Source organism: Burkholderia sp. BCC1988, from assembly GCF_905339895.1.
Taxonomy (GTDB): Bacteria; Pseudomonadota; Gammaproteobacteria; order Burkholderiales; family Burkholderiaceae; genus Burkholderia.
Genome location: NZ_CAJPHA010000007.1, coordinates 40,843 through 58,868 on the forward strand (window position 1 = coordinate 40,843; position 18,026 = coordinate 58,868).

The window sequence follows — 18,026 nt, forward strand, 5'->3', positions numbered from 1 at the left end:
ATCGTAGAGAACGAGTATTGAAGTTGGCTGGCAAGAAGGCCTAGCGGGAAGCGTTTCAACGTGGAATAAGAAAAAGTAAATTAGTTCGCACTGCTTTAAAAATTGTGAAGTCCTGACCGGAAGACTGGCCGGCAAGCCTTCTTTCGTTAGTGTCTACCGAGCATCGGCATACCATGAATCATACATATCGCACCGTCTGGAACGAGACCCTGGGAACGTGGGTCGCTGCATCTGAATTGGACACCGCACGCGGCAAGAGCAAACGCTCGGCGGTGGTCAAACTGATGGTCAGTGCATTGCTTCTTGCCGCGGGGCAAGGGAGCTACGCCACCGTGGTCTCAGGGTTTAGTGGCGTCTGCACTAGTGGCGGCGGAACGAGTCCGGATGGTTCGCGTACGATGGCGGCCAGCACCGCGCCGATCGACGGAAGCGGCACGTTTTCGACGGTGGCGGGGTGTAACGCGAACGGCGGAGGGCTCGCCTATTTGGGCGTAACCCTCTACGGTGCGTATACGACGGCCGTTGGCGATGGTGCGGTTGCAGTCGGTATGAGCGCGTATTCCACCAAATGGGGGACGGCTGTCGGTCTGGATGCAACGGCTAGCGGCCTTGGTGCCAGCGCGTTCGGCTACGGTGCGAGTGCCGTTGGAACGTCTTCTGTTGCAATCGGCGGAGTCAATCAAAACGGGGGAGCCGGCGGCGCGGTGTCGTACAACTCCGAGGATATCGCTATCGGTGCGTTTTCGACCGCAGGCGTTTCAGCGTCGTCGATCATTCGCGATACAGCAATCGGCAGCCATGCAGTCGCGACCGGTGGAGATTCGGTTGCAGTCGGAGATTACAGTACCGCGTCCGCCAGCTTTGCAAGTGCGTTCGGCGAAGGGGCGATTGCATCCGGTAGGTCCTCCACTGCACTGGGCAATGTGGCGACTGCGTCCGGTATACAGTCCGTGGCAGTCGGCCAGTTAGCCACCGCGGCGTCCCAGTCGAGTATCGCGATGGGTAACAGTACACGCGCGACTGCCAACAGCGCGACGTCGATCGGGACTTCTTCTGTTGCCAACGCTACCAATGCGACAGCAATCGGCCCGACGACGACTGCGAGCGGAACGGGGGCGGTCGCGCTGGGCGGTAATGCGACTTCGGGGGCGAATGCGGCAGCGCAGGATTCGATCGCGATCGGCGGACAGTCTTCGGTTGCGTCGACGGCGACCTCGGGTATCGCTATTGGTCGTGGTGCAACCGCGAGCGCCACATCAGGCGTCGCGCAAGGTGATGCTGGCTTAGCGTCCGGCAATTATGCCGTTGCGGTTGGGAGTGCCGCCACTGCGTCCAATCAACAGGCCGCCGCGCTTGGTAATCGAGCGCTTGCATCGGGTGCCTTTGCTAATGCGCTTGGTACATTCAGCACGGCGTCGGGTCAACAGTCGGTTGCAATCGGCAGTAATTCGGTTGCGTCGGGCGCCTATGGCAATACGCTGGGTACTGGCGCCACGGCGTCGGGTCTGGAAGCGAGTGCGATTGGTAGTGGCACCACCGGTAGTGGAGCGGGTGCTATCGCCATTGGCGCCAACGTGACATCGGGCGCCGTGTCGGCTGCCTCCGACGGTATCGCCATCGGAGGCCAGTCGTCCGTCGTTGCGGCAGCCACGTCCGGCATAGCGATTGGCCGTGGTGCGACCGCGAGCGGCGCATTCGGCATCGCGCAAGGTGATGGCGTCATCTCGGGTGCGACGGGCCAGAACGTCGCGATCGGCTCGAGCGGCACGACGGCCAACAGCAGCACGGCCGCAGGTGGCGCCGTCGCAATTGGCCGCGGCCAGACGGCGACGGGCAACGGCGCGGTCGCGATCGGCGACCCGAACTCGGCGATCGGCACGGGCGCGGTTGCGCTCGGTGCAAACGATTCGTCGAATGGACAAGGCGCGGTTGCGATCGGCAATGCCAATTCGGCAACCGGCCAGGGCTCGCTCGCATTGGGTAACAGCAGCACGGCCACCGCGGCCGGCGGCACCGCGCTCGGCGATACCGCGGTCTCCAGCGCCGCCAATGCCCAGGCATTCGGCACCGGCGCGAACGCGAGCGTGGCGGGCTCGGTCGCACTCGGTTCGGGCGCCGTCACGATCGGCGCCGCGAACACGGCGACCGGCGGCACGGGTTCGGTCACCAGCACGACGATTGGCAGTCAGACGTTCGGCACCTACGCCGGTGCGAGTTCCGCCGCCGGTGTGGTCAGCGTCGGAGCGGCCGGGGCGGAGCGGCGCATCCAGAACGTCGCTGCCGGCCTGATCAGCGCGACCAGCACGGACGCGATCAACGGCAGCCAGCTTTATGCCGTCGCCAGTACGACGACGTCGAGCATTGCCAGCCTGTCCACGTCGACCTCGACGGGCATCAGCTCGCTGTCGACGGGCCTCAGCTCGACCAATAGCTCGGTTGCCTCGCTGTCGTCGTCCACGTCGACGGGCCTGTCGTCGGCGAATAGCTCGATCTCGTCGCTGTCCACCTCGACTTCGACCGGCATCAACTCGCTGTCGACTGGCCTGAGCTCGACCAATAGCTCGGTTGCTTCGCTGTCGTCGTCCACGTCGACGGGTCTTTCGTCGGCGAATAGCTCGATCTCGTCGCTGTCCACCTCGACCTCGACCGGCATCAACTCGCTGTCGACCGGACTGAGCTCGACCAATAGCACGGTTGCCTCGCTGTCGTCGTCCACGTCGACGGGCCTCTCGTCGGCTAATAGCTCGATCAGCTCGCTGTCCACGTCGACCTCGACCGGCATCAACTCGTTGTCGACTGGCCTGAGCTCGACCAATAGCTCGGTTGCCTCGCTGTCGTCGTCCACGTCGACGGGCCTGTCGTCGGCGAATAGCTCGATCTCGTCGCTGTCCACCTCGACCTCGACCGGCATCAACTCGTTGTCGACTGGCCTGAGCTCGACCAATAGCTCGGTTGCCTCGCTGTCGTCGTCCACGTCGACGGGTCTCTCGTCGGCGAATAGCTCGATCAGCTCGCTGTCCACGTCGACCTCGACGGGTATCAACTCGCTGTCAACGGGCCTGAGCTCGACCAACAGCTCGGTCGCATCGCTGTCGTCGTCCACGTCGACGGGTCTTTCGTCGGCGAATAGCTCGATCAGCTCGCTGTCCACGTCCACTTCGACGGGTATCAACTCGTTGTCAACGGGCCTGAGCTCGACCAATAGCTCGGTTACTTCGCTGTCGACCTCCACGTCGACCGGTCTCTCGTCGGCTAATAGCTCGATCAGCTCGCTGTCCACCTCGACCTCGACCGGCATCAACTCGCTGTCGACTGGCCTCAGCTCCACCAACAGCTCGGTCGCTTCGCTGTCGACCTCCACGTCGACCGGTCTCTCGTCGGCTAATAGCTCGATCAGCTCGCTGTCCACCGGCCTTAGCACGGTCACGACCAAGACCGACAATCTCGGCAACAGCACCGCCGCAGCCCTCGGTGGCGGCGCGAGCTACAACCCGGCAACCGGCACGGTTTCCGCTCCGTCGTACACCACCTACAACGCGAACGGCACGACGTCGACCGCCAACAGCGTCGGCTCGGCGATCGACAGCATCAACAGCCAGGGCATCAAGTACTTCCACGCGAAGTCGACGGCAGCCGACAGCCAGGCGCTCGGCACCGACTCGGTCGCGATCGGCCCGAATGCCATCGCCAACAACACTGGCGACGTCGCGCTCGGTAGCGGCTCCGTCACCGCAGCGCCCAACGCGACGCCGACGGGTACCGTCGGCGGCGTGACCAGCACGTTCGCGGGCGGCAATCCGAGCAGCGTGGTGAGCGTCGGCAACGCGAGCACGGGCACCACGCGCCAGATCACCAATGTCGCGGCAGGTCAAATCACGCCGACCAGCACGGACGCGATCAACGGCTCCCAACTCTTCGCGACCAATTCCATCGTGGATTCGCTGTCGACGACGGTGTCGTCGTCCAGCAGCTCGATCTCGTCGCTCTCGACGTCGACCTCCACCGGCATCAACTCGTTGTCCACGGGCCTGAGCTCGACCGATAGCTCGGTCGCTTCGCTGTCGACTTCCACGTCGACGGGCCTGTCGTCGGCAAATAGCTCGATCGGCTCGCTGTCCACCTCGACCTCGACCGGTCTCTCGTCGGCCAATAGCTCGATCAGCTCGTTGTCCACCTCGACCTCGACGGGTATCAACTCGTTGTCGACGGGCCTCAGCTCGACTGATAGCACGGTGGCCTCGCTGTCGACGTCGACGTCGACGACGGCCAACTCGCTGTCCACGGGCCTGAGCTCGACCAATAGCTCGGTCGCTTCGCTGTCGACTTCCACGTCGACGGGCCTGTCGTCGGCAAACAGCTCGATCGGGTCGCTGTCCACCTCGACCTCGACCGGCATCAGCTCGTTGTCGACGGGCCTCAGCTCGACTGATAGCACGGTGGCCTCGCTGTCGACGTCGACGTCGACGACGGCCAACTCGCTGTCCACGGGCCTGAGCTCGACCGATAGCTCGGTCGCTTCGCTGTCGACTTCCACGTCGACGGGCCTGTCGTCAGCAAACAGCTCGATCGGCTCGCTGTCCACCTCGACTTCGACCGGTCTCTCGTCGGCCAATAGCTCGATCAGCTCGTTGTCCACCTCGACCTCGACGGGTATCAACTCGTTGTCGACGGGCCTCAGCTCGACCGATAGCTCGGTCGCTTCGCTGTCGACTTCGACGTCGACGACGGCCAACTCGCTGTCCACGGGCCTGAGCTCGACCAATAGCTCGGTCGCTTCGCTGTCGACTTCCACGTCGACGGGCCTGTCGTCAGCAAACAGCTCGATCGGCTCGCTGTCCACCTCGACCTCGACCGGCATCAGCTCGCTGTCGACGGGCCTCAGCTCGACTGATAGCACGGTGGCCTCGCTGTCGACTTCGACGTCGACGACGGCCAACTCGCTGTCCACGGGCCTGAGCTCGACCAATAGCGCGGTGACGTCGCTGTCGACGTCGACGTCGACCGGTCTGTCGTCGGCGAACAGCTCGATCACGTCGCTGTCGACTTCGACCTCGACGACGGCCAGCTCGTTGTCGACGGGTCTGAGCACGACCAATAGCACGGTGACGTCGCTGTCGACTTCGACCTCGACGACGGCCAGCTCGCTGTCGACGGGGCTGAGCACGACGAACAGCAACGTGACATCGCTGTCGACAGTCGTCTCGACGACGCGCACTCATTACTACAGCGTCAATGACAACGGCGTCCAGCAGGGCAACTACAACAACGACGGCGCGACGGGAATCAACGCGCTGGCAGCGGGAGTCAATGCGACTGCAAGTGGCAATGCTGCTACCGCGGTGGGCAATGCTGCGAACGCAGCGGGGATTCAGAGTGTTGCAATCGGCAATAACTCGACTGCGGCCGCAGCCTCGACTATCGCAATGGGCGACAGCAACACGGTATCGGCAGCGGCCGGTGCCGGCTCGATTGCCGGCGGCCACAATTCGTCGGTCGTGTCCGGTACGGGTGCGATTGCGTTGGGCGAGAGTCAAACGGCTAATGGTAACGGTGCTGTAGCGATTGGTGATCCGAACACGGCGACCGGCAATGGTGCGGTTGCGCTGGGCGCGAACAACACGGCGACGGGCAATGGCGCGTTGGCGATTGGCAATACGAACGCCGCGCAAGGCCCCGGGTCGGTTGCGCTGGGTCAGAACTCGGTGGCTGGTACGGCCGGGGCGACGACGGGAAGCGTGGCAATTGGTAACGGCGCGACAGCGACGACCAGCCCGGGTGACGTGGCACTGGGTAGTGGCTCGGTGACGGCCGCACCGAATCCGACCGCGACAGGAACCGTGGGCGGTGTGACATACAGCTACGCCGGCACTAATCCGAGCAGCGTGGTGAGCGTTGGCGCGGCGGGCGCGGAGCGTCAAATCACGAACGTAGCAGCCGGCCAGGTGAGCGCAACGAGCACTGATGCGATCAATGGATCTCAGTTGTTCGCGACCAATCTTGCCGTCGATAGCCTGTCAACGACGTTGTCCGGTACAACGAGCAGCATTACTTCGCTGTCGACGGGCCTGAGCTCGACGAACAGCAGCGTGGCGTCGCTGTCGACCTCGACGTCGACCGGCTTGTCGTCGGCGACCAGCTCGATCAGTTCGCTGTCCACAGGCCTCAGCACGACCGACAGCACGGTGGCGTCGCTGTCGACCTCGACGTCGACTGGCTTGTCCTCGGCAACCAGCTCGATCAGTTCGCTGTCCACCTCGACTTCGACGGGCATCAGCTCGCTGTCGACGGGCCTCAGCTCGACCGATAGCTCGGTCGCTTCGCTGTCGACTTCCACGTCGACTGGCCTGTCCTCGGCTAACAGCTCGATCAGTTCGCTGTCCACGTCGACTTCGACGGGCATCAGCTCGTTGTCGACCGGTCTCAGCTCGACCGATAGCTCGGTCGCCTCGCTGTCGACTTCGACGTCGACGGGCCTTTCGTCGGCAACCAGCTCGATTAGCTCGCTGTCGACGGGCCTGAGCTCGACCGATAGCTCGGTCGCTTCGCTGTCGACCTCCGCGTCGACTGGCTTGTCCTCGGCGACCAGCTCGATTTCGTCGCTCTCGACGTCGACCTCGACGGGCATCAGCTCGCTGTCGACCGGCCTGAGCTCGACCGACAGCTCGGTCGCGTCGCTGTCGACTTCCACGTCGACCGGCTTGTCCTCGGCGACCAGCTCGATTTCGTCGCTCTCGACGTCGACCTCGACCGGCATCAGCTCGTTGTCGACCGGCCTCTCGTCGGCGACCAGCTCGATATCGTCGCTCTCGACTTCGACCTCGACCGGCATCAGCTCGTTGTCGACCGGCCTCAGCTCGACCGATAGCTCGGTTGCGTCGCTGTCGACCTCCACGTCGACCGGCTTGTCCTCGGCGACCAGCTCGATTTCGTCGCTCTCGACGTCGACCTCGACGGGCATCAGCTCGCTGTCGACGGGCCTGAGCTCGACCGATAGCTCGGTCGCGTCGCTGTCGACTTCCACGTCGACCGGCTTGTCCTCGGCGACCAGCTCGATTTCGTCGCTGTCGACGTCGACCTCGACCGGCATCAGCTCGCTGTCGACGGGCCTGAGCTCGACCGATAGCTCGGTCGCTTCGCTGTCGACCTCCACGTCGACTGGCCTGTCGTCGGCAACCAGCTCGATTTCGTCGCTGTCCACTTCGACTTCGACCGGCATCAGCTCGCTGTCGACGGGCCTGAGCTCGACCGACAGCTCGGTGGCCTCGCTGTCGACCTCCACGTCGACTGGCCTCTCGTCGGCTAACAGCTCGATCGGCTCGTTGTCCACGTCGACCTCGACCGGCATCAGCTCGTTGTCGACGGGCCTGAGCTCAACCGACAGCTCGGTTGCTTCGCTGTCGACCTCCACGTCGACTGGCCTGTCGTCGGCTAACAGCTCGATCAGCTCGTTGTCCACTTCGACTTCGACCGGCATCAGCTCGCTGTCGACCGGCCTCAGCTCGACCGACAGCTCGGTCGCCTCGCTGTCGACGTCGACCTCGACGGGCATCAGCTCGCTGTCGACCGGCCTCAGCTCGACCGATAGCTCGGTCGCCTCGCTGTCGACCTCCACGTCGACGGGCCTGTCGTCGGCAACCAGCTCGATCAGCTCGCTGTCTACCTCGACTTCGACGGGCATCAGCTCGCTGTCGACCGGCCTGAGCTCGACCGACAGCTCGGTGGCCTCGCTGTCGACCTCCACGTCGACTGGCCTGTCCTCGGCGACCAGCTCGATCAGCTCGCTGTCCACCTCGACCTCGACCGGCATCAGCTCGTTGTCGACGGGCCTGAGCTCGACCGACAGCTCGGTGGCCTCGCTGTCGACTTCGACGTCGACGGGCCTGTCCTCGGCAACCAGCTCGATCAGCTCGCTGTCCACCTCGACCTCGACGGGTATCAGCTCGTTGTCGACCGGCCTGAGCTCGACCGACAGCTCGGTGGCCTCGCTGTCGACCTCCACGTCGACTGGCCTGTCCTCGGCGACCAGCTCGATCAGCTCGTTGTCGACGTCGACTTCGACGGGTATCAGCTCGCTGTCGACCGGCCTCAGCTCGACCGATAGCTCGGTAGCCTCGCTGTCGACTTCCACGTCGACTGGCCTCTCGTCGGCGACCAGCTCGATTTCGTCGCTCTCGACGTCGACCTCGACGGGCATCAGCTCGTTGTCGACGGGCCTCAGCTCGACCGACAGCTCGGTGGCCTCGCTGTCGACTTCCACGTCGACTGGCCTCTCGTCGGCGACCAGCTCGATTTCGTCGCTCTCGACGTCGACCTCGACGGGCATCAGCTCGTTGTCGACGGGCCTGAGCTCGACCGACAGCTCGGTGGCCTCGCTGTCGACTTCCACGTCGACTGGCCTGTCCTCAGCGACCAGCTCGATTTCGTCGCTCTCGACGTCGACCTCGACCGGCATCAGCTCGTTGTCGACGGGCCTGAGCTCGACCGACAGCTCGGTGGCCTCGCTGTCGACTTCGACGTCGACGGGCCTGTCCTCAGCGACCAGCTCGATCAGCTCGTTGTCGACGTCGACCTCGACGGGCATCAGCTCGCTGTCGACGGGCCTCAGCTCGACCGACAGCTCGGTGGCTTCGCTGTCGACCTCCACGTCGACCGGCCTGTCCTCGGCAACCAGCTCGATCTCGTCGCTGTCCACGTCGACCTCGACAGGCATCAGCTCGCTGTCGACGGGCCTCAGCTCGACCGACAGTTCGGTGGCTTCGCTGTCGACCTCCACGTCGACCGGCCTGTCGTCGGCAACCAGCTCGATCTCGTCGCTGTCCACTTCGACCTCGACCGGCATCAGCTCGCTGTCGACGGGTCTGAGCTCGACCGATAGCTCGGTCGCTTCGCTGTCGACCTCCACGTCGACTGGCCTGTCGTCGGCAACCAGCTCGATTTCGTCGCTGTCGACGTCGACCTCGACGGGAATCAGCTCGCTTTCGACGGGCCTGAGCACGACCAACAGCACGGTGACGTCGCTGTCGACTTCGACGTCGACTGGCCTGTCGTCGGCGACCAGCTCGATCAGCTCGCTGTCCACGTCGACCTCGACGGGTATCAACTCGCTGTCGACCGGCCTGAGCACGACGAACAGCAGCGTGGCTTCGCTGTCGACCTCCACGTCGACGATGGGCAGCTCACTGTCCACGGGCGTCAGCTCGTTGTCCACCGGCCTGTCCACGACGAACAGCAATGTGGCATCCCTGTCGACGGTGGTCTCGACGACACGCACGCACTACTACAGCGTGAACGACAACGGTGTTCAGCAGGCCAACTACGCGAACGACGGTGCAACCGGCATCAACGCCATGGCAGCCGGCACCAACGCGACGGCAAGCGGCAGCGCGGCGACGGCGATCGGCAACGCAGCCAATGCAGCAGGCACGCAGAGCGTCGCGATGGGCAACGGCTCGACGGCGTCCGCGGCTTCGACCGTGGCGATCGGCGACGGCAACACGGTGTCGGCTGCGGCCGGCCCAGGCTCGATCGCCGGCGGTCACAACTCGACGGTCGTTTCTGGAACGGGTGCGATTGCATTGGGCGAAGGTCAGACGGCCAACGGTAGCGGAGCGGTTGCTCTTGGCGATCCGAACACGGCGACCGGAACCGGTGCGGTGGCGGTTGGCGCGAACAACACGGCGACGGGCAATGGCGCGTTGGCGATCGGCAATACGAACACGGCGCAAGGTCCGGGTTCGGTTGCGCTCGGCCAGAACTCGGCGGCGGGCACGGCGGGAGCGACGACCGGAAGCGTGGCGATCGGCAATGGCGCGACCGCCACGGCGAATCCGGGTGACGTTGCGCTGGGTTCAGGGTCGATTACCTCGGCACCGAACCCGGTTGCCAGCGGCATCGTGGCCGGGAACGTGTACTCCTACGCCGGCGCTGCGCCGACCAGTGTGGTGAGCGTCGGTGCGCCGGGCGCCGAACGCCAGATCACCAACGTCGCTGCCGGGCGTGTGAGTGCGACGAGCACGGATGCGATCAATGGCTCGCAATTGAACGCGACCAATGTCGCGGTCGGTAGCTTGTCGACAGGGTTGTCGACGACGAACAGCAACGTCGCGTCGTTGTCCACGTCGACCTCCAGCGCGGTCAGTTCGCTGTCGACGGGATTGAGCACGACCAACAGCAGCGTGACTTCGCTGTCGACGTCGATGTCGAGCTCGGTTGGCTCGCTGTCGACGGGGTTGAGCACGACGAACAGCTCGGTCATCTCCCTGTCGACGGGACTTTCCGTAACCGACAGCAATCTTGCATCGCTGTCGACGAGCGTCAGCTCGGCCGTGGGTACGACCACTTCGCTGTCGACGTTGGTCACGTCAGCGCGCACGCACTACTACAGCGTGAACGACAACGGGACTCAACAGGGCAACTACAACAACGATGGAGCGACCGGTGACAACGCGATGGCGGCGGGGGTCAACGCGACGGCATCGGGCGCGAATGCCACGGCGGTCGGCGCCAGTGCGAACGCTTCCGGAGACGGTGCGACGGTGATCGGCGCGAACGCGTTGGGCAGCGGCAAGAACAGCGTCGCACTCGGCTCCGGCGCGAACGCCACCGCGCCGAATTCGGTCGCGCTCGGTGCGGGTTCGATCGCAGGCGAGGCCAACACGGTATCGGTAGGTGCGCCTGGCAGCGAACGCCGCATCACCAACGTCGGGCCGGGCGTCAACCCGACCGACGCCGTGAACGTGTCGCAGCTCAATGCGGTGCAGGGGTCGATCAACACGGTGGCGCGGACGGCCTACGCGGGCGTCGCCGGCGCAACCGCGTTGACGATGATTCCGGACGTCGACCTGGGCAAGACGATCGCTGTCGGCATCGGTGCCGCGACCTATCAAGGCTACGGTGCTGTTGCGCTCGGATTCACCGCCCGAATTACCGAGAACCTGAAACTCAAGGGCGGGGTTGGCGCGAGTAGTGCCGGTCGCACCTACGGCGTTGGATTGGGCTATCAGTGGTAACGCGATCGGCAGGGGCCGAGCATTGCTCGGTTCCCGCCGATCATGCGGGCGATCGGGAATCGCCGAAACAAGACATGAAACATGAGGTACGACATGTATAAGGCAATGTTCTGCATTGCGGCGCTGGCTACCCTGGCGGGTTGCTCGGCATCGTCCGGACCGACCTTCAGCGCGTGGTCGGTCGATCGGCAGGACGGGCAGAAAACCTATCGGGTCAGTTGCTACGGACTGCTTGAAGGAGCGGAAACCTGCTACAGCAAGGCGCGCGAGATTTGTCGCGATCAGCCGATGCGACCGGTCCAGGATGACGCGCCGTTCGGATCCATGACATCGGACGGCAAACCGAACACCCGTCTTCTGACATTCCAGTGCGGTGCGCCGGCGGCGACGCCAGCCGCGGTACCGGCCCCGGCACCCGCCCCCGCGCCGGTCGTCCGATCGGAGCCGCGGCAGATGACGCTGTCAGGCGATGCGAATTTCGAAACCGACAAGGCTTCGCTCACACCGGTCGCGACCGGGCAACTCGACAAACTGGTCTCGGATGCGAAGGGAATGACCTTCGGTACGGTCGACGTCAATGGCTACACGGACAGCGTCGGCTCGAGCGAATACAACCTCCGCCTGTCCGAGCAGCGTGCGCAAACGGTCGCGCGCTATCTGCGATCGCATGGGCTGAACGCGAAGCAGTTCGAGGCACACGGATATGGCAAGGCCAATCCTGTTGCAACGAACGGCACGGCCGCCGGTCGCGCGCAGAACCGCCGCGTGGAGATCGTATTGCAACAAAACTGATGTACTGCCCCGGGCTCGGTTGGTTCCCGGACGGATCCTCGTGCGTTCCGGCGAATGTTTGGGGCTTGAGGATCGGATTTCCCCGATCCGGTCCTCCTTTTTATTCGATATCGACGAGACGAGGGCGTCGGTGCTCGGGCGTTACCGGTTGCCGCAACGGTGACACCCGATTCCGTCGGAGGCTGGAGTAGCGGCATCGCTGTAGAAATTGTTTCGAGAAAAAACACGAGGACGCCCCACGAGGGCGAGGCGAAACACGATGCGTATTGGAATTTCATTGGCCACCCGGCCAGGCCACACCATTTGGGACAATGGGCTGGGGCAGAACGTATTTTTCCTGGCCAAGCTTCTGCGTGCGCTGCCGGCGGTTCGGGATGTGATCCTGCTCAATTGCGGCTTCGAGACGCGAATGCCGGCGGACGCCGAAGCGCTGATGCCGGACCTGAAGATGTTGCGTCCGGACGAAGCAACGGAGCTGGTCGACGTGGTCATCGAAATGAGCGTCGGGCTCGATGTCGCATGGCTCGACCATCTCCGCGCGCGCGGCAAGAAGGTCGTCTATCTATGCAGTGGGCAACCGTATGTCGGGTTGATCGAGCCGAGCATCTTTCAGCGCGGCGGATATGTCGCGCGCGCCGATCGATGCGACGAGATCTGGATACTTCCGAAAGACCGCGTCTTCGGACCGATGCTGGAAACTTTACATCGGTGTCCGGTCCATGAAGTGCCGTTCCTGTGGGATCCGATGTTCGTCGATCATCGCGCGAACGCACTGAATGCCGAGGGACAGCACTTCGGATACGTACCGGCGACGGCGCCACATGCAGCGCCGCGGGCGCTGCGGGTGGCGATCTTCGAGCCCAATATTTCCGTCGTGAAGTGCTGCATGGTGCCAATGCTGATCTGTGACGCGGCGTTTCGTGCAGCGCCCGACACGATTGCCGAGATGCGGGTCCTCAACGGTGCTCATCTCGAACAGCATCCAACCTTCTCGTTCATGCGCAACGGGCTGGATCTGCATCGCGAGGGGCGCGTCTACGTCGATCATCGGCACGATTTTGTGGACTACATGAGTCGGTCGTCCGATACGGTTGTCGCGCATCAGTGGCAGAACGATCAGAACATCCTGTATCTGGATGCGCTTTATGGTGGCTACCCGTTGATTCACAACTCGGCCTGGCTGCGCGGGTTCGGCTACTACTATCCGGAATTCGAAGTGTCGGCAGGTGCCCGGGCGCTTGTCCGCGCGGCGCGGCAGCATGACGCGAATCATGCCGACTATGTGCGCGATGCGCGCACCTTCCTGGCCGGACTGCATCCGCACTCGCCGGAAAACGGCGCACGCTACTTTCAGCAGTTGCTGAGCGTGACCGCGCGTGGCCGCGGCAGGGAGGCGTGATGTCCCGTCCGATACGAGTGAAGGTCGGCATCACGATTTTTCTGCGGACCGGCCAGCAATCGATCTGGGAGAACGGCATCTTCCAGAATGTCTATTTCCTCGCGATGCTGCTCAGGCGCTCGCCGCTCGTCGACGAGGTATATCTGATCAACGGCGGCGATGGAAGCCCGGCGGAAGCGACCTCGTTCCTCGCGCTATCGCCGGCACCAGTGATCGACCTCGATGTCGCGCGAGAGAAACTCGACGTGGTGATCGAACTGAGCGCGCAGTTGGATCCGGACTGGGCACGCGGATTTCGTGATCGAGGCGGTCGCGTGATCGGCATGCGCGTCGCCAACGATTACGTCATCGACATCGAGCGGATGATGTTCGGCAAGACCCATGGGCTGCTGCTGTCCGGCACGCCATACAGCGCGGTCTGGACGCTGCCGGCGTTCGAGAAGACCTGCACCGGCTACTACGAGGTTGGCTCGCGCTCGCCCGTACACGTGATGCAACACCTGTGGAGCCCGGTGCTGCTGGAGCAATCGATGAAGGGCGCGGGCGTTGACAGCGCGCTGGACTACGTGCCCGGGCGTGCTCGCTGGCGCATTGCCGTGCTCGAGCCGAACATCTGCATGGTCAAGACCGCGCATCTCGCGATGCTGATCACCGATCTCGCGCATCGACAGGATCCTCGATTCATCGATTATCTGCGCGTCTTCAATGCGATGACGCTGAAGGAGGATGCGGCGTTCGTCGGCTTCGCCCTTGGTCTCGACTTGACCCGACAGGGACGCGCCAGCTTCGAGCCGAGGTTGCCGGTGTACGAGATCTTGCCCGCCCAGGCCGACGCGATCGTGTCGCACCAATGGGAGAACGCGCAGAACTATCTGTACTACGAGGCACTGTATGGCGGCTTCCCGCTGATTCACAATTCGACGCTGCTGGGTCGTTGCGGGTATCGCTATGAGGGTTTCGATTGTGGAGAGGGCGCGCTCGCGTTGCGTCGCGCGTTCGCGGAGCACGATCTGCAACTCGATGAATATCGCCGCAACGCGCGAACCTTCCTGGCATCGCTGGATCCGGAGTTGCCTGCGAACGTCGAGCAGTACACCGCGGCGATCGAGTCGGTTTTCAGCGGAGGGTGATACGCATGGTCGCCCGTATGTTTGCCATTCCGTTTGCCATCGCGCTCGCCGCGTGGGGAGGCGCGATTGCGGTACTCGCGCAGCCGGCGCCTGTCGTGCCGTCGGCCGCCGCGCCAGTCACCGTCCTTGCACATGCCGCCCAGGAAATCGGTATTCGTCGCTGCTACGACGCCGTCGCCCAGGTGTCGGCGCGCGTGTTCGATCATGCGCACCGGGCCGATGTGCTGCTCGACTGGCAGCGCGCGAATCCCGACATCGGTCCGTTCTTTTCGATGTCGGGCATCGAATTCCCGGCATCGTCCGCGCTTTTGTCGCTGGTCACGGTTCCGGGCGTCACCGGCGGCTGCTCGGTGTTGGCCGAGCGGATTTCCAGCGCACCGCTGTCCTGTGCGCAGGTCGCGCGCGCTGAACTGGCCGGCTATCACGCCACCCCTCTCGTCAAATCCGTCATGGTCTATACCGATTCGTCCCACCCGCGCGAAACGGTCGTTCTCGTCGATACTCCGCCCTCCTGCCTGATCCTGCGCCGTCAAGTGCAATTCCAGTGGGGGGGCGCGCAATGAACACGACAACGTCGGCTCGTCCCGGGCGGGCGGAGCGATCCCTGCGCATCGGTATCACGATCGGCCTGCAGGATGAGGCTGAAAGCCTGTGGGTCAATGGCATCAAGCAGAACGCGCTGTATCTGATGCGCGTATTCCAGCATTCGCCGCTGCGCCATCGGGTGATGCCGGTCAACACCAGGTCGGTTGCGATCACGTCGAAACTGCCATGGGACATCGCCCATCAGTGGGGGCTCGCGCTGAACTATTTCTATTTCGACGTGTGCTTGAACGGCTATCCGTTCGTGCATAACGCGCATTTGTGCAGCGACCTCGGCTACTACTATCCGGGCCAGGATGTCGACGAGGGCGCGCGTCAACTCGTACGGGCGATTCGACATCACGATCGAGGTTGGGAGGAGTACCTGGCGTGCCAAAGGCAATGTATCGGCCGTTTCTTGTCGACTGACGCCAAGGTGATCGCGCGCTACGACGAACTGTTGTTGAGAGTGGATGGAACCGATGGTTTGCCCGGGGGGGAATCATGAGCCGCTATCAGACATTGCTGGAACGATATGAAAAACTGAAGAGTGAGATCGAGCGCGAGCGCGCGATTGAAAGGGGGCGCCTGGAGAATCTCGTGGCCGCTCGCGTGCGTGCGGTGCTCGAGGAGTTCGGCTTCGACTTCGAAGTGATACCGCGTAAAACACCCGGGTTCGAAAAAAACAGGAGGCCGGTGCCGAAATACTGGAATCCGGTGACGGGGCAGACATGGAGCGGGCGAGGACGACCGCCGGTCTGGATGGTCGGCGAGGATCGCGACCGATACCGGATTCCCGGTACCGGCGACAAGCAGGGGGACGATTCCGAATGCGAGTCGAATTGACGATGACCGCAAGCCTTTGCGACGTTTATACAACCGGGGAAGAACAATGACGAGCCGTGAACCTATTTCAGCCCGGATCGACCGATTGCTCGAACAGGGTGACCTGATTGGCGCGTCGCGTCTATTCGATGCGCTTGCCGCTCTAAACTCGTGCGATCCGTCGCTGCTGATCGCCGGGAGCCGGATCATGCGTATGCGTGGCCGCAATGTCGATGCTGACGCGCTCATCGAATGCGCGTTGGTGCTGGACCGCGACTACGAACCGGCGTGGGTCGAACGCGCGCGGCAGGCTGTCGCGGCGGAAGACTGGAATCAGGCAAGCAGGTGGTATGCACGGGCCTATCAGAACGCGGGGAAAGGCGAGCCCTGGATTATCGAGTGGATCGAATTGCTTGTGCGGCACCCGGACGAAACGAACGCGATCGACTTGGCGGAGCGTTTCTGTGAAGCTTCGCCGTCCAGCGCGTCGGGATGGTTCCATCTCGGTCTGCTGCATCAGCGTGCACGACGGCACCGTGAAGCGTTGACCGCGTACCGGCGCGCCTCGCAGCTTGACCCTGCGATGCCGATGCTTGAAAACAATATCGCGGCTGCGAACATCGAACTCGGCGAGTTGTTGCATGCGCAGCCACTGCTCGAGGCACTGGTCGCCCGTGAACCGTCGAATGCGCTGGCGTGGAACAACCTGGCGCTCGTCCTGCTCGAACAGCACGACCTCGCCGGCAGTGAAGTAGCCTCCGAGCGCGCTTGCGCTTTGGCGCCCGACTACCCGGTCGCGCTGCTCACCCATGTTCAAGTGCTGAAAGAGAGGCAACAGTGGGACGCGGCGCTGACCGCGATTCACCGTGCGCGTCAATTTGATCCGAGCAATCCGTCGATCATCTGGGCAATGGCGATGTTGCAATTGCTGCACGGGGATTACGTGCCAGGATGGGCGAACCACGAGGCCCGCTGGTTTGGCTCACCGGAGCTACGCGACGTGTTGCCGAATATGCCCGTGCCGCGGTGGACGGGGGAGTCGCTGGACGGCAAAACACTGTTCGTGTGGGGGGAGCAGGGAAACGGCGATGCGATCCAGTTCATGCGCTTCGTGCCGCAACTCGCGGAACGCGTTCGCGCGGAAGGCGGAAAGCTTGTTTACTGCTGTTTCGCACAATTCCTTCCGCTCTTCAGTCGTGCCCTCGAGGGCATCGTCGATACGATCGTGCCACACGACATCTCGGCACTACCTGTGCACGATTTCGAGTTACCGCTTGCCAGCCTGCCTCTGGCGCTCGGCCTGACGATGGACCAATTGCCCGGCGCGACGCACTACCTGCAGCCGGATCCCTGCGCGGTCGAGCGCTGGCGAGGCCGCTGGGCACACGATGGCCGGTTGCGTGTAGGGCTGGTATGGAGCGGAAATCGGACACATCGACGCAATCCTCTGCGTTCGATCGAGCCGCTTGCCTACGCCAACGCATTCAAGGACATCGACGGAATCGAGTTCGTCAATCTGCAACTGAATGCATCCGACGAGCTGGGCGCGATGCGCGAAGCGGGAATGGTCATCACCGACCCGACCGCCGAACTGCGTTCATATGACGATACGGCCGCGTTGCTTTCGACGCTGGATCTCGTGATTACGGTTTGCACGTCAGTGGCGCACCTGGCAGGCGCGCTCGGCGTGCCGACCTGGTTGCTGCTCGACGTCAATCCGCACTGGGTATGGATGGCGGAGCGTACGGACAGTCCGTGGTATCCGAGTTTGACGCTATATCGGCAGGACGAATACCGGCAGTGGGCGCCGGTCATCGAACGGGTGGCGGGCGATCTGCGGCACCTCTCCGAAATCCGGCGAGGTGAATCGCAACCGCGCGAGGGACGACCGTCGATGGCTAAATCGCCGATGCGGCCGGAAGCCGGAACCGGGCGATCGCCGTGGTTCGGTGTGCGCCGCGCAGTGCGCGATGATTGATCGCGCGACAAAGGGAAAGAAGACGTGAGCCACATCGTTATCGTCTGGATTGCGATCGGCGCAACGACCGGCTGGATCGCCGGCCTGGTCGGTAATGGTAGCGGGTTCTGCCTGTTGATCGACATCGCGGTCGGAATCGTCGGGGCTTTCATCGGCGCGTGGCTGTCGGCTACGGCGGGTATCGCTACGAGCGGCGGGGCCGTCATGTCGACCATCGTTGCGATTGCCGGTGCCGTCATCCTGCTGATTGCGATTCGACTCGTGCGCTATTTGCTTCCTTGAGCCGGATGGGCATGGTCCGGATGCCCGGC

8 protein-coding genes and 3 pseudogenes are annotated in these 18,026 nt (G+C 63.6%); all 11 read left to right on the forward strand.

Annotation, left to right across the window (positions count from 1 at the left end; genetic code table 11):
• Positions 1–173: 173 nt before the first annotated feature.
• Positions 174–998: pseudogene (locus tag U4012_RS35925) on the forward strand (ESPR-type extended signal peptide-containing protein); the annotation flags it as partial.
• Positions 999–10,619: pseudogene (locus U4012_RS11740) on the forward strand (hypothetical protein); the annotation flags it as partial. It lies immediately after the preceding pseudogene.
• A gap of 129 nt (positions 10,620–10,748) precedes the next feature.
• Positions 10,749–11,009 (forward strand): annotated as a pseudogene (locus tag U4012_RS35930) (YadA C-terminal domain-containing protein); the annotation flags it as partial.
• 93 nt (positions 11,010–11,102) lie between these two features.
• Positions 11,103–11,801 (forward strand): OmpA family protein, encoded by a 699-nt coding sequence (locus tag U4012_RS11745; RefSeq protein WP_321798623.1) that lies wholly within the window; start codon positions 11,103–11,105, stop codon positions 11,799–11,801.
• A gap of 259 nt (positions 11,802–12,060) precedes the next feature.
• Complete coding sequence (locus tag U4012_RS11750) at positions 12,061–13,200, forward strand: DUF2827 family protein (RefSeq protein ID WP_321798625.1); 1,140 nt, start codon at positions 12,061–12,063, stop codon at positions 13,198–13,200.
• A complete protein-coding gene (locus U4012_RS11755; protein WP_321798627.1) occupies positions 13,200–14,330 on the forward strand; it encodes a DUF2827 domain-containing protein in 1,131 nt (376 codons plus the stop codon). The genes U4012_RS11750 and U4012_RS11755 overlap by 1 nt, the downstream gene beginning before the upstream one ends.
• A gap of 5 nt (positions 14,331–14,335) precedes the next feature.
• Positions 14,336–14,893: a hypothetical protein gene (locus U4012_RS11760; protein ID WP_321798629.1), complete on the forward strand. Its 558-nt coding sequence runs from the start codon at positions 14,336–14,338 to the stop codon at positions 14,891–14,893.
• Positions 14,890–15,420 carry a DUF2827 family protein gene (locus U4012_RS11765; protein ID WP_321798631.1) on the forward strand — a complete coding sequence of 177 codons (531 nt, stop codon included), beginning with the start codon at positions 14,890–14,892 and terminating at the stop codon, positions 15,418–15,420. The genes U4012_RS11760 and U4012_RS11765 overlap by 4 nt, the downstream gene beginning before the upstream one ends.
• Positions 15,417–15,758, forward strand: a complete 342-nt coding sequence (locus U4012_RS11770; protein WP_321798633.1) for an H-NS histone family protein — start codon at positions 15,417–15,419, stop codon at positions 15,756–15,758. Before U4012_RS11765 ends, U4012_RS11770 begins: the two co-directional genes overlap by 4 nt.
• A 46-nt stretch (positions 15,759–15,804) precedes the next feature.
• The gene (locus tag U4012_RS11775) at positions 15,805–17,715 is read left to right on the forward strand and encodes a tetratricopeptide repeat protein (RefSeq protein WP_321798635.1); all 1,911 of its coding nucleotides are present in this window, start codon (positions 15,805–15,807) and stop codon (positions 17,713–17,715) included.
• Between the two features lie 24 nt (positions 17,716–17,739).
• Positions 17,740–17,997: a GlsB/YeaQ/YmgE family stress response membrane protein gene (locus tag U4012_RS11780; protein ID WP_321798637.1), complete on the forward strand. Its 258-nt coding sequence runs from the start codon at positions 17,740–17,742 to the stop codon at positions 17,995–17,997.
• The last annotated feature ends 29 nt before the right edge of the window (positions 17,998–18,026 follow it).

What these genes read in the sequence shown, in the direction of transcription:
- U4012_RS11745 (WP_321798623.1), top strand. Translation starts at nt 11,103, where the DNA reads ATGTATAAGGCAATGTTCTGCATTGCGGCGCTGGCTACCCTGGCGGGT.
- U4012_RS11750 (WP_321798625.1), top strand. Translation starts at nt 12,061, where the DNA reads ATGCGTATTGGAATTTCATTGGCCACCCGGCCAGGCCACACCATTTGG.
- U4012_RS11755 (WP_321798627.1), top strand. Translation starts at nt 13,200, where the DNA reads ATGTCCCGTCCGATACGAGTGAAGGTCGGCATCACGATTTTTCTGCGG.
- U4012_RS11760 (WP_321798629.1), top strand. Translation starts at nt 14,336, where the DNA reads ATGGTCGCCCGTATGTTTGCCATTCCGTTTGCCATCGCGCTCGCCGCG.
- U4012_RS11765 (WP_321798631.1), top strand. Translation starts at nt 14,890, where the DNA reads ATGAACACGACAACGTCGGCTCGTCCCGGGCGGGCGGAGCGATCCCTG.
- U4012_RS11770 (WP_321798633.1), top strand. Translation starts at nt 15,417, where the DNA reads ATGAGCCGCTATCAGACATTGCTGGAACGATATGAAAAACTGAAGAGT.
- U4012_RS11775 (WP_321798635.1), top strand. Translation starts at nt 15,805, where the DNA reads ATGACGAGCCGTGAACCTATTTCAGCCCGGATCGACCGATTGCTCGAA.